This is a genomic window from Streptomyces sp. NBC_01210, from assembly GCF_036010325.1.
Taxonomy (GTDB): domain Bacteria; phylum Actinomycetota; class Actinomycetes; order Streptomycetales; family Streptomycetaceae; genus Streptomyces.
In genome coordinates this window covers 8,293,756-8,306,467 of the sequence record NZ_CP108549.1, presented here as the reverse complement: position 1 = coordinate 8,306,467, position 12,712 = coordinate 8,293,756, and the positions used below count along the sequence as shown (strand labels likewise).

The window sequence follows — 12,712 nt, the reverse complement described above, 5'->3', positions numbered from 1 at the left end:
TCCGGGGGCACTCCACCACCGGCATGTGGGAGCTGCCCGGTGGCAAGACCACCGAGGGCGAGTCGTCCGAGGCGGCGGCCGTCCGCGAACTGCATGAGGAAACCAGGCTGTTGGCCGACGCCAACGACGCATGACTGCTGGCCGTGATGCTGGACGACAGCCACGGCGTGCCGCGCGTTACCGCCGTCGTGCCATCACCGCCCGGTACGGCACGCTCCGGCGGCGCGAGCCCAAGCTGTTCGACCGTTGGGAATGGCACGACCTGGCCTCGCTGGGCTGCCTCGGGCCCATCTTCACCCGGCCACACACGTCCTCGACGAAGTCCGGGAAGCCAGTCTGAGCATCTCAGCTGGCCACATCCCCGAGCGCCGGGCTGAGTATTTGTCGGTCGCTGGGATGAGGACCAGCGCCTCATACGCACTTCGGGGGTGCTGGTTAGGGTCGGCTTTCATGCAGACCACGGGAATCGCTCGTCGTGATGTGCTGGAGCGCAGGCGCGACACTCAGGAACGGCTTGACGGGGAACGGGATATATGGGTGTCGACGGCTCATCCAGATCACGGCCCGCACCAGGTGCCTTTGTGGTTCTGGTGGGACGGGCGGGCGGTGTGGATGTGCACCGGCGAGACCTCCGTGACCGCGCGTAACGTGCGCAAGGAGTCGCGCGTGCGCCTGGCGCTGCCGGACACCTTCGATGTGGTGCTCCTGCAGGGGCAGGCGGAGTGCTTCGCGGACCGGGACGTGCAGGAGGACGCCGCGGATGCGTTCGCCGGCAAGTTCCGGTGGGACCCGCGTACAGAGAAAGGCCCGTTTCTGTATATACGCGTGGTTCCGAGGACTGTGCTCGCCTGGCGCGGTGAGCCGGAACTGCGCGGCAGAGTCATCATGCGCGACGGAGCGTGGCGGTAGTGGCTTCAGGTCGTATTGGTGAGGCGTCTCTTCTCCGACCTCGAGGGCGCATACCGATGCTGAGCGTCAGAGTCGCGAGATGAAGCGCTCAATGACCAACTCAGGCGCTCAGTCACACGAGACCGGACACGGACGGGTGCAGGTGGTCCTCGGCGACGGCGCGCTCGGCGTCCCGGATCACGTCCCAACCTCGGGTTTCGACGCAATCCTCATCGCCCACCATTGCTGGGACATTCCGCCCGCCTGGACAGCCAACCGGCCCAGGACCGCTACCTCGTCGCCCCGCTGGAGATCCACGGCTACACCCGGGCCATCGCGTTGCAGTTGCGCGGCAGCGTGCGGAGGAAGCGGCGGCTCCGGCACGCGGGGCGCTGACGATCGTCATCCTGGCACTCATGTGTCAGTTCTCCGGAGTTCATCGCGGCACCGTAACGACAAACCTCTGTGCGTGGGTGCCTGGCCAGCGACTCCTTCACTCAGGTCACCCTCACGGGTGAAGCATTGCCAAGTCCGAGGAATCTTCATCCAGCGTGAAGGGCTCAGCCCTACTGAGACGCCCACGTCCCGTGAAGTCGCTGGGGGAAGCCCATGGGCCTGACCGTTGTACGAGACCTCCGTGACGCCCGACGACCCACCACCGCCGCGGAGTTGGAGAGGCTCGAAACCAACATTTTGGCAGGGTTCATCCTCGCTCGGGTTGCGGCCGGTACGGACCGCCGACTCGACGAAGCTCTCGACCGCGGGCCCGACCACATCGCCAACGACACCGTCCTCATGCCCCGCTTCGGCGACCGAAAGGCCGACAACCAGGCTGCCGCTCTCATCAGCGACCTCTACCCCGACCGCGAGGTCGTCCAGCTGGAGATCCACACCATCGCCGAAGGCGGCGGCGGCATCCACTGCGCCACCCAGCAACAACCCACAGTTTGAAACTGCCGTTCAACACGCGCGCCGGCGGCGTGAGGTCCGCATCCGACGTCAGTCGGAGATCGGCGGAGCGAGCTGCTCGGCGATGTGCTTCGAGCGCGGCGATGCGCTTGTCGGCGAACCGTGCCTTGCCCCTGGCCGCACTGAGGCGCTTGTTGAGGCGTTTGTTCTCGTTCGCCAACGGCCAGGTGAAGGCCGCACATTTCTCCGATACGAATCCGCCGTCGCTCAGTTCAGTCGCCATCCAGTGTCGGTTCTCCGCGCCTGGGCGGTACGGCGGGCTGCTCGCCGCCCAGTGCCTCCTGAACCAGGGCGACACGAGGGGCCCGACGATCACACCGCCGTGGCCCCCTCGCTGTCCCAGATCCATCTCACCGTTGCTGACTTTGCAGGCCTGGCGTCGTGCGGAACTGACAAGTGACGTGCGCCGCGCGGCAATGGGCCTCGTCAGATGAGAACGACAGCGTCCCCGGAACTCACCGGGCCGGGCGCCACCACTATGGCCAGGGCATCCAGCCGGGCGTGATGTGCCTTCGCAATTGCTCGCAGCACCAGCGGGGAATGAGGCAGATCCTGCTGGGCCTCATTGGTCATGACACACCGTTCGCTGGAGCGCACGAACTCCACGCGCAGGGCACCGCCGATCCACGCCTTGCACCCGAACCACTCGTCCTCGACGAACGGACGGGTACCCGGTGGGGTCCGCACCAGGAGATTCGGCCGGAAGCGCCGCTCGTCAACCGGAACATCGGGTACGGCCGCGCGCACCCAGTCGAGGGTGGCTGTGGTCAGGATGCTGAGAGGAAGCTGGTCGAAGTGGGAGATGGCTTCCTCGCGGGCCAGTTCGACGTCGTGTCGGCCAAGATATCGGCGAAGGTAGGCAGTCGGCTCCGCAACGGTCACGCCGTGCGGATCCAGCAGTTCGGGCTGCTCCGTTCCGTCCGGGTAGCGGGAACGCAACTGCAGCAGGCCGGGCATGCGGCGGAATCGTCGGGTGTTCTTCCCCGAGCCGAACTTGCCCTTGCTGTCGCGCACCGCAAACAGGCGGTCGCCGACGAGACCGCGGGTGTCAACATCCGCTTGCTGCAACTGTTCGCCTCCCGTCGACTTGATCGGATACCGCCAGATGCGCTCGACCGTTCCTACTGTGCACGTCATTCAGCGTACGTTACAAGAGTTCCCTGCCCGATTCCGGGCAGAAAATGGGAAGTTGACGGCTCCGGCATCACAGTGGCCACTCATGATCACTGCCTCCGCACTGGGGTCCTTCGCACTGATCGTGGGACTCCTCACGCTCATACCTGGCCTCGACACCGCCCTCATACTGCGCACCGCTGCACTGGGTCACCGCAGGCGCGCCTGGGGCGTAGTCCTCGGCATCCAGACCGGAACCCTGGTCTGGGGTGTGCTCAGCTCGCTCGGCATCACCGCTGTACTGACCGCCTCACACCTCGCCTACGCGATACTCCGATGGGCAGGGGCCGCGTATCTGGTGTGGATGGGAAGCGGGATCCTGGCATCGACCCTGCGCCGACGGGCTCGGGCGGATCCGGCTCAGGCCGACGCTGCGCACGAGCCGGATACTGACGGCAGCTTCGGAAGCGGCTGGCGCCGGGGCACCCTGACGAACCTGCTCAACCCCAAGGTGGGCGCCTTCTACATGGCTGTCCTGCCGCAATTCATTCCGGCCGGCGCCCCGCACCTGACGACCGGCACCCTGCTGGCCTGCGTGCACATCCTGCTCGCCTCGCTCTGGTCGGGCGTACTGATCGCATTCGCCCGGGTGCTCCGCGGCAGCCTTCGGCGCCCCTCAGCACGCCGGATCCTCGACCGGATCAGCGGCACGGTCATAGCCGGCTTCGGCGTCCACCTCGCCCTCGGCGACTGAACGTACGTGGTCAGACTGCAGCCCAGCAGCGCGGCATCCCAGCCTGGGAGTAGTGGCTCGGCCGGCTTGTCGCAGGCGGTGAACTCCAGCACCGCCGCGGTGCGGGCGAGGTTGGCCCACACGTCCTCCTGGAAGGGCAACTAATCGCCGGTACCGCAGCATGAACTTCCACGCCTGGTCCGCGCTCGACGCGCCATCGGCGTCCGCCAACGGGTCGGTGAGCATGTTGTGGTCGTCGACAAGCGCCAGTAGATCCCGCGCAGTTGCGTCGCGGCCGAGCTCGTTACCGTGGCCAAGGCTGACTCTGGCGACCTCGGCGGTTCAGGCGGTCTCCCATAGCAGGCACAGGCCATTGAGCAGCGGGATACCGATGAGTGCGCCAGTGATGACCGTGACACTCACCGCGCAAGAAACGCAATGCTCCATAGGCCCAGGGGAGTTCCTCCTGGCCGACGGTACCGCCGTACGCGGCGCGCCGCCGCTTCCCAAGGAGGTTGTCCGTCCACAGCCAGCGGACGACAAAGGGCAAAGAGAGTACCCACTCTCCTTGCCACTTTTAACTTATAGCGCACCGGGGGGCTTGCGGCAAGACCCCGGTCGTGCCGCAGAATTCTCCGGCCGAGGCCAGAATCTACGGAATCGTTCGTGACGCCGGTCCGGACGCCTTGCTGTACGCAATGGTCGCAAGTGACCTCAGATCGGAGCCAATGACGTGAACCCCCTGACCACCAGGGCGTTTGACCTTCCCGACCACCTCTCTCCCAAGGCCGACCCGACGCTGATCGCCGACGATGAGCAGCACTTCGCGGCCATCGCGGAGTGCCTCGAGCAGTCGATCGCCGAGCTGTCCGACCGTCTCGATGCCGAGCTCAAGGCGCCCGGCGGCGTTGGCCGGCAGGCGATGGACCGGGATGCGGAGATTCACCGGCTGACCGTTCGCCTGCGCGCGCTGCGTCGCTTCGGTCTGGACCTGTGCCTCGGACACATGGTCGGCGCGGACGACCGCGAGCCCGTGTACGTCGGACGACTTGGCCTTACGGACAGCGCGGGTCGTCGGCTGGTGGTCGACTGGCGCTCCCCCGCGGCCGAGCCGTTCTTCGGAGCCACCCACGGCAACCCGATGGGTCTGGCAAGCCGCCGCAGGTACCGCTGGACCCGCGGCCGGATCAGCGACTACTGGGACGAGGTGTTCACCTCGGACGGGTTTGTCGGGCACGCCGCGCTCGACGACCAGTCCGCCTTCATCGCCAGCCTGGGCAGCAACCGGTCGCCACGCATGCGAGACGTGCTCGGCACCATCCAGGCCGACCAGGACGCCATCATCCGGGCGGGGTCCCGCGGCGCTCTCGTCGTCGACGGCGGTCCGGGTACGGGGAAGACCGTCGTCGCTCTGCACCGCTCCGCCTACCTCCTCCACTCCGACCCTCGCCTCGGTCACCGCCGGGGCGGCGTGCTGTTCGTCGGCCCGCACCGGCCCTACCTGGCCTACGTCGCCGACGTCCTCCCCAGCCTCGGAGAGGAGGGCGTGCAGACCTGCACCCTGCGGGACCTCGTCACCGAGGGTGCCGGAGCAGCGATCGAGGCCGACCCGAACGTGGCGCTCCTGAAGTCCTCCGCGGACCTGGTGAAGGCGATCGAGCCGGCCGTCAGGTTCTACGAGGAACCGCCCACCAAGGGAATGACGGTCACGACCCACTGGTCCGACATCTGGTTGAGCGCCGGCGATTGGGCCGTGGCGTTCGAAGCAGCACCCGGTACTCCGCACAACGAGGCGCGCGACCAGATCTGGGAGGAGCTGCTCACGATCCTGGTGGACAAGCACGACGGCGATGTCTCGGCCGACCTGCTCCGCAAGTCCCTGGGGCAGAACAGGGAGCTGCGCACCGCCTTCGACCGCGCGTGGCCGCTGATCGAAGCGGCTGACCTCGTAGGCGACCTGTGGTCGGTACCCGCCTACCTGCGAAAGTGTGCTCCCTCGCTCAGCCTCGATGACGTACGGCAGCTGCAGCGCGAGGACGCCCAGGCCTGGACGGTGTCCGACCTGCCGCTCCTGGACGCGGCTCGGCAGCGGCTCGGCGACCCGGAGGCGTCGGTACGCAAGCGTCGGCACGAGGCCTCCGTCACCGCCGAACGCGCGCGCCGGGCCGACGTCATCGACAGCCTCCTGCAGAACATCCTGATCGACGAGAGCGAAGGCGCGGTGGGGATGCTGCACGGACGGGACCTGCAGGACACCCTGGTCGACGAGACCGCACAGCCCGGCGCCGAACCCGACCTGCTCGCCGGCCCGTTCGCGCACATCGTCGTGGACGAGGCCCAGGAACTGACCGACGCGGAGTGGCAGATGTTGCTGCTCCGGTGCCCGTCCCGGAGCTTCACCATCGTCGGGGACCGCGCCCAGGCCAGGCACGGGTTCACGGAGTCCTGGCAGGAACGGCTCGAGCGGATCGGGCTCGACCGGATCAACCTGGCCTCCCTGAGCATCAACTACCGGACGCCGGAAGAAATCATGGCGGAAGCCGAGCCGGTCATCCGGGCCGTGCTCCCGGACGCCAACGTGCCGACCTCCATCCGCAGCAGCGCCGTCCCCGTCGTCCACGGACCTGCTTCGGATCTGGGCTCGATCCTCGACACCTGGCTCGCCGCACATTCCGAGGGGATCGCCTGCGTCATCGGCGATCCCACGTTCCGGGCGACGTCCCGCGTCCGGTCGCTGACCCCGGAGCTGTCGAAGGGGCTCGAGTTCGACCTGGTCGTCCTCATCGACCCGGAGGCGTTCGGCAAGGGCATCGAAGGAGCGGTCGACCGCTATGTCGCGATGACCCGAGCGACCCAGCAACTCGTCGTCCTCACGAGCTCCTGACGTCGGCCGGACGAACGCCCGCTACCGGCCGAGCTGGTGGCGTTCCTGGACGCCGGCGCACCACCGGTGTACGTGGGCTTCGGCAGCATGCCATGCCCATGCGCACCTCGAAGGACGCCACCCGTTTGGCCATCGAGGCGGTCCACGCGCAGGGCCGCCGCCCACTCGTCTCCCGCGGCTGGGCCGACCTGGCCTGATCGACGACCAGGACGACAGCTTCGTCAAGTCGGCGAGGCCAACCAGCAGGCGTTGGTGGCGACCTTGACCGGGACTGGCGTGCGTGCCACCAGGTTGCGCCATCTTGGCTGAGTGTTCGTAGGACGACCCGACGCGGATCGGGTTCGAGTCGGGCCAATGGCCGGCTGAGCCTCACCCGGCGCGGCGCCGCGTGATCGCCAACGCCGGCGGCGCGCTCCTCCGGGAGGGGTTCGGCGGCGAGGACATGGCGGCGGGTTACTTCGCAGGCTCGAGGCGTAGCCCCGTACCCCTGAAGACGAAGGCCGGGCAGTCACACCCCATGTCGGTGAGGCAGCCCGGCATTTGAGCGGTTTCAGCCCCAGTGGATGGTGTTCGAATCTCCGGTGCTGATGATCCCCACGTTGTTTCCGCCGATGGCGATCGACCTTTCCCCCGAAGCAGTGACCCTCACCCCGGATTCCTGCCCGACCGTCTCCAACTCGTCTACCAGCCGGCGCAGGCGATCCGCGAGCCCCTCATCAGCCCGCAGCGCCTCAGCAATCGCCTTCGCGGCCAAACTCAGCGCCCTCTGCCGTGAGATGCGGTCGACCGAGTCCTCCAGTCTCCGCATGGGCGCATGGTCGGGCAGTGAGTTGTGCACCAGCTCTCGAATTTGACCGAGCCTGCGCCCAGCTGCGGACGACCGGTCGGCCCCGCCTGCTGCCCCGCCCGGCTCCAGGAGGACCGCGACCCGATCGGCCAGCTCTCTTTCGGACACCGGTGGCGGGTCGAGCGCCCGGCGGATTGCCTCTGTACGAGGGTGGTCTTCTCCGAGGACGCGTACGGAATCCGCGAGGGCCTGTTCATAGAGCGGAGTGGCACGGCTCTTGTCGCCTTCGATGCGGTACGAACCTGCGAGATTGCTGCGCACGGCCAGTGTGTCCGGATGGTCGGAGCCGAGGAGCCGTTCATGGTCGGCGAGAGTCCTCTCGTACAGCGCGATCGCCGCTTCGATGTCGCCTGCCGCTTCATACGCGCCGGCGAGATTGTTCCGGGAGGCGAGGGTGTCGGGATGATCTTCGCCGAGGACAGCGGTGCGCACGCCTAGTGTCCGCTCGTAGAGCCGGACGGCTCGCTGCACATCGCCCTGCGATTCATACGCGCCGGCAAGGTTGTTGGAGACGGCCAGTGTGTCCGGATGATCCGGGCCCAGAACCCGCTTGCGGTCGGCGAGTACCCGCTCGTAGAGCTGGACAGCGTGCTCGAGATCGCCCCGCGATTCAAGGACTCCGGCGAGATTGCTGTGGGCGGCGAGGGTGTCGGGGTGGTCCTCGCCGAGGATGCGCACATAGTCCGCCAGCGTCGACTCCAGCAGCGGAATCGCACGCTCCAGGTCGCCCGCCTCCTGATAGGCACCAGCCAGATTGTTGCGGGAGGCCAGGGTGCTCGCATGGTCCTCTCCGAGGACTCGCCTGCGGTTCGCGACGGTCTGCTCGAAGAGCGGAATGGCCCGGCCCAGATTCCCGGCGGCCCGGTAAGCGCCCGCGAGGTTACTGCGCGTGCCGAGAGTGTCGGGGTGGTCCTCGCCGAGGATGCGCACATAGTCCGCCAACGTCGACTCCAGCAGCGGAATCGCACGCTCCAGCCGGCCGGCTGCCCGGTGGGCGCCGGCAAGGTCATTGCGATATGCCAGCGTGGCGGGGTGCTCCGCGCCGAGCAGCCGTTCGCCCCCCGCGAGGGCGCGCTCGAAGTAGTCGGTGGCCCTGCCCACGGCCCCCTGGTTCTGCAGGAATCTTCCTGCGCCGATCAGTAGGGGGAGAATGTAGCGGGTGTCCTCCTCCGGCGGCGTATGCGCGACCAGGGCGGCGAAATGCGGCAGCAGCGCGCGCCACTCGCCCCAGGTGGCGGGATCCTGCGAGCTCTCGGGGAAGGCACGCTGCAGGATCCGGATCGCCTCGTCATGTGCGGCGCCGATGTCGGAGGCATCACGGTGCGGATCATCCGGGTCGGGGGTCCGGGTAAGGGCCTGCACCAGCGGGTGCATCGAGACGGCACCGTCACTGCGTACGGAGAGCATGCTGTACGCGGCAAGGCCCCCAACCGCCTCCCTGACGAGACCGGGCTCCTCGAGCCCTTCCAGCAGGGCGAGCGGAATCGACCCGGAGCCGTACCAGGCCAGAATGCGCAGCAGCCGACCTGCCAGAGGCGACCGACTGAGCCGGTCGAGGGAGAGCCGCCAGGTCCTGGCAATGGTGTGCGCCATGTCCGCTCCGGCAGCGGCCATGTCGTAGACGCGCGCCGGTGAGGCGGCGAGCATGGACTGATAGGCCCTGACGGTGAGCCCGCTCTGCGAGAGATAGGCGGCGGCCTGCTCAACGGCCAGCGGTAGGTAGCCCAGTTCGGCGCAGAGATCCTCTGCCCCTTCCAGATCGATGCCTTCCCGGTCCTGGGTCGCGATCCGCACGAGAAGCCCGACCGCTTCGACCGGCTCGAGCACGTCCAGGCGCAGTGCCGTGGAGGTGACCCGGTGCCAGCCGGCCGAGAGACGGCTGGTCAGGATCAGCCGGCCGTTCGGAAGGCGCGCAAGCAGCGGCCGGATATCCGCCGAGTCGTTAACGTCGTCGAGGATCAGGAGCCAGTTGTCGTGCGCCGCGAGCCAGGCGGTGGCCCATTCCGCGAGGTCCTTGAGCGGCGCCCCGGAGGTCTGCCCGGGGAGCAGGGCCGTGGTCAGCCCGGCAAGACCGGACTCCACGCTCGCTGCGGAATCCGCGCCGACCCACCACACCGGGTTGAAGCTGTCGGAACGCTGGAGCGCGTAGGCGGCCGCGAAGGTGCTCTTCCCGACGCCCCCCAGCCCGTGAACCACCGCGGTGCCCGAACGAGAAGCGGACAGGGCCGAATCCAGCGCGGCAAACTCCGCGTCTCTGCCGATGAACAGCGCGGTCTGCCCGGGCAAGTTGACCATCCCCGGGGCAGCTGCGACGTCCGCGACCGTGGCGGGAACCCATCCGTTGCGCGCTGCGAACCTTTGCTGGTGGGTACGCGGGAAGACGGTGACGGTGATGATTCCGTCCGATTCCTTGACCGTCGGGATCGGAGCTCCCACGTTCTCACAGTCCGCCACCACCGCGAGAATTCCTTTGCCCTCACCCTCGACCAGCCGAATCCAAGTGAGCATGCTGGCCAGCCGGAAGTTACGCCGTGTGGACTCGCCCGAAAGCCCGTCGATTCGTCGGGCTTCGTCGCCTCCCAATTCCTGGCCCGTCCAGGTCCCCGGATTGGTGATCTCCATCCGGCCCTCGAAGAGTCGTACATGGATACAGGAGGTCACGGCGGAGTAGTCACGGTGCGCGACGGCATTGGCGACGATCTCCCGCACCGCAATCATCGGGTACGCGTACACCGGCTCGGCGAAGGGACCGGTCGGCGATGGTGCCTCACCGCGCTGCACCCGATCTGCGATGTACTTGTTCACCTGCACGATCTGGTGCTGCAGTGTCCCGAATACGGTGATCTTGGCCGAGGCGGCATTACGGTCCTTGCCGTAGTACTCACAGCATTCGACGACCGCGCTCGGTATGATCTGCGCCGGATTCTCGCCGACCAGCAGCACACCGATCTTTGTCAGTCTGCCGTCTCTCACCAGGGAAGTTCGTTGCAGGAATTCCCAGGCACTGAGGCTCTGCGGATGCTCTGCGGCGATGTCCTCGCGTAACTGACCTCGAAATTCGGCCAAGGCCTCGATGCTCGGGGTCGTTGCCGAGGTGATCCGGTCCATATGATCCACCACTGCCTCGCCCGATGGCGTGTTTGCCTTCTCGTCCGCCCTTTCGGTCTCTTCGGCCACATTTGGGAAATAGGCGTTCAGGGCTTTGACAAGCCCCTCCAGTGCGCCGGCCGGATCCGCGTGGTACCTGGCAACGACCGTGTTGAGCGAGAGATCGTCGAGATAGAGGCCCGCGTCCATCTCGACGACGAGAACCTTGCCGCCCTCGATGGCATGGGCGGCATTCACCAACTTGCGGGACCAGGGCCGTGCTACGGCGTGGACTGTGGCGCACAGGACGATGGGAATGCCGCTCCGCAGATGCTGGGTCGCTCTGCCGATCAGCGATTCGCCCACTCCCACGGCTTCGTTGTGCACCACTGTGAAGCCCGCTGTCTCGAGCGGGACGGCCAGCTCGAGCGGTCGGTCCTTGTCGTGCGGATCCGAAACGATGTAGACGGTTCGGTTCACTTCAGGGCTGAGTCGATAAGTTCAATGCCCCGGTCCCATTCGCGGGTGAGGTCCACGTATTTGATGTCTGCGAGAATCGTCGGAAGCGTGCCACCGCTCAGGAAGACCGGCAGGAGTCTGACTCCCAGACCGCTCAACTGTCTGGCCAGGGTGGGCATCCACTCCCGGTCCGTCCATTCGCTCGGGCCCTCGCTGGATAGGCACAGGATGACGTACGTGGAATCCGTCAGCCCTGTTTCGATCGCCTTGACGATCGAGTCACCGGCCTCGATCTTCTCGTCGTCGAGCCATACGTCGTGGCCCCTGCCTCTGAGATCGGCCGAGAGTTTTGCGGCCAGAGTCAGATCGGTCGACCGGTGACTGATGAAGACTCCAGGCACGTAACCCCTCCTCGCCACGTCGCGTGCCCGCATTGTACGTTCGCGGCTCGGCCCGATCGGCTTGAACCGGTGAAGTCGTACGCAGCAGGTGCCCGAGGGGCAACAGCAGCGAGCGGCGGGGGCGCCAGCCCTCCTGATGGCCCGTGATCCGGACCGCCCCCGGACCAGGTGTCGGGTGTGAGCCGTTCGGGGACCTTCGGCCTGGAACCCGACTGGGGCACGCCGTGACCCCCTGATGCGGTCGCCTCTTGCTGGTTGAGGGGGCCGCCCCGTCAACGCGCCCAAAGAGGCCCAGGATCAGGAGACCGAGTGACAGATCGTTCATTATTCCGAATATGAGGGTCTCGTCATTACGGGCTCCCCGTTCCTCTTCTATGCGTCAGGGTTACCTCCTCCCAACGCATTGAAGGATGGACGATCGTGCACCATCTCGCCCCGAGCGCGATTCTGGTGTTCAGCCTGCTGGCTCACTCGCGGGCGATCGGAGCGTGGGTCCGCGACCGCTCCCGTCAGCGGCTCAACTGCGCCGTCCTGCGGGAACTCGCCCGCACTGGCGGCACAGTCCGCGAGGAACACCGGTCAGCCGGCGGTAGGAGCCTCGTGTGGGAACTCCGGCTACCGCAGAGCCGGGCCGTAGCCGCGCCCGGGCTTCGGGCCGCCCGCGCAGAGAGGGTTCACCGACCACGGCGGCGGCGTCCCAGCTGCGGCGCCGCCACCGTACGCCTGTCGGGGAACCATGCCGACCCCGGCGAAGCGGGCGGCGGCCGGTGACCGAGGAAAGTCCAGCCGAGCGAGACGCCGAGTGTTCCGAAGCGCTGTTCGACGCCTTTTTCAACAGCTGCTACACGTCTGCTGTGCTGTACGTGCAGTGCCGAGAACCAGGCGCGGACGCGGAGCACATTGTCGAAGAAGCCTTCCTCGAGATCTTCAAACGCTGGGACGAGATCGAGAACCGGCGCGGATATCTGTACGCCATCCTCAGAAACGGAGTCGCCACTCACCATCGGATGCTGAACAGGGAATCCCGACTGCGGGAGGAACTCGTGGCCTCCTGGCCTCGTGAGACCAGCCAGGACCCCCTGGAGATGAAGATCATCTATGACGAGGTCATGGACGCCTTCCAACAACTCAGCGGGCGTGAGCGCGAGATCGCCGTTATGAGATGGATGCTGCATTGGACACCCGACGAGATCGCCGACCAACTCGGCATCAGCCGGAGCACAGTGTCCACCCACCTGTCCAAGGCCACCAGGCGACTCCAGGAGATCTTCGGGAACACACGCACAAAGCAACGGAGCGCGGAGGGTGACCGATGACTGAGAAGATGCACA

The 12,712-nt window shown here is 66.9% G+C and carries 10 protein-coding genes and 1 pseudogene; 8 read left to right on the top strand and 3 right to left on the bottom strand.

What is annotated here, in order from left to right:
* Positions 1–23: 23 nt before the first annotated feature.
* From OG735_RS37395 to OG735_RS37380, 4 genes are all read left to right on the top strand, one after another.
* On the top strand, positions 24–134 hold the full coding sequence (locus OG735_RS37395) for an NUDIX domain-containing protein (RefSeq protein ID WP_327327586.1): 111 nt from the start codon (positions 24–26) through the stop codon (positions 132–134).
* 316 nt (positions 135–450) lie between these two features.
* Positions 451–909: a pyridoxamine 5'-phosphate oxidase family protein gene (locus OG735_RS37390; RefSeq protein ID WP_327327585.1), complete on the top strand. Its 459-nt coding sequence runs from the start codon at positions 451–453 to the stop codon at positions 907–909.
* 222 nt (positions 910–1,131) lie between these two features.
* A complete protein-coding gene (locus OG735_RS37385; protein ID WP_327327584.1) occupies positions 1,132–1,284 on the top strand; it encodes a hypothetical protein in 153 nt (50 codons plus the stop codon).
* A gap of 213 nt (positions 1,285–1,497) precedes the next feature.
* Positions 1,498–1,839: an agmatine deiminase family protein gene (locus OG735_RS37380; protein ID WP_327327583.1), complete on the top strand. Its 342-nt coding sequence runs from the start codon at positions 1,498–1,500 to the stop codon at positions 1,837–1,839.
* Between the two features lie 444 nt (positions 1,840–2,283).
* On the opposite strand, the gene OG735_RS37375 is transcribed toward OG735_RS37380, so the two are convergent.
* Positions 2,284–2,994 (bottom strand): MOSC domain-containing protein, encoded by a 711-nt coding sequence (locus OG735_RS37375; protein WP_327327582.1) that lies wholly within the window; start codon positions 2,992–2,994, stop codon positions 2,284–2,286.
* Positions 2,995–3,076: 82 nt separating this feature from the next.
* Between OG735_RS37375 and OG735_RS37370 the strand changes: the two genes are divergently transcribed.
* From OG735_RS37370 to OG735_RS37360, 3 genes and pseudogenes are all read left to right on the top strand, one after another.
* Positions 3,077–3,724 carry a LysE family translocator gene (locus OG735_RS37370; protein ID WP_327327581.1) on the top strand — a complete coding sequence of 216 codons (648 nt, stop codon included), beginning with the start codon at positions 3,077–3,079 and terminating at the stop codon, positions 3,722–3,724.
* A gap of 712 nt (positions 3,725–4,436) precedes the next feature.
* Entirely contained in the window at positions 4,437–6,587 is a 2,151-nt protein-coding gene (gene helR, locus OG735_RS37365) for an RNA polymerase recycling motor ATPase HelR (protein ID WP_327327580.1), read from the top strand.
* 6 nt (positions 6,588–6,593) lie between these two features.
* Positions 6,594–6,839 (top strand): annotated as a pseudogene (locus tag OG735_RS37360) (glycosyltransferase); the annotation flags it as partial.
* A 298-nt stretch (positions 6,840–7,137) separates the two neighbouring features.
* Here OG735_RS37360 and fxsT read toward each other — a convergent pair.
* The gene (gene fxsT / locus OG735_RS37355) at positions 7,138–11,001 is read right to left on the bottom strand and encodes an FxSxx-COOH system tetratricopeptide repeat protein (RefSeq protein WP_327327579.1); all 3,864 of its coding nucleotides are present in this window, start codon (positions 10,999–11,001) and stop codon (positions 7,138–7,140) included.
* A complete protein-coding gene (locus tag OG735_RS37350; RefSeq protein WP_327327578.1) occupies positions 10,998–11,381 on the bottom strand; it encodes a toll/interleukin-1 receptor domain-containing protein in 384 nt (127 codons plus the stop codon). Before OG735_RS37350 ends, fxsT begins: the two co-directional genes overlap by 4 nt.
* Before the next feature lie 767 nt (positions 11,382–12,148).
* Between OG735_RS37350 and OG735_RS37345 the strand changes: the two genes are divergently transcribed.
* Positions 12,149–12,697, top strand: coding sequence for an RNA polymerase sigma factor (locus OG735_RS37345; RefSeq protein WP_327327577.1), 549 nt, complete (start codon positions 12,149–12,151; stop codon positions 12,695–12,697).
* Positions 12,698–12,712: the final 15 nt, after the last annotated feature.

Excerpts from the sequence above, each read along its gene's own strand:
- OG735_RS37395 (WP_327327586.1), top strand. The coding sequence starts at position 24 with ATGTGGGAGCTGCCCGGTGGCAAGACCACCGAGGGCGAGTCGTCCGAG.
- OG735_RS37390 (WP_327327585.1), top strand. The coding sequence starts at position 451 with ATGCAGACCACGGGAATCGCTCGTCGTGATGTGCTGGAGCGCAGGCGC.
- OG735_RS37380 (WP_327327583.1), top strand. The coding sequence starts at position 1,498 with ATGGGCCTGACCGTTGTACGAGACCTCCGTGACGCCCGACGACCCACC.
- OG735_RS37375 (WP_327327582.1), bottom strand. The coding sequence starts at position 2,994 with ATGACGTGCACAGTAGGAACGGTCGAGCGCATCTGGCGGTATCCGATC.
- OG735_RS37370 (WP_327327581.1), top strand. The coding sequence starts at position 3,077 with ATGATCACTGCCTCCGCACTGGGGTCCTTCGCACTGATCGTGGGACTC.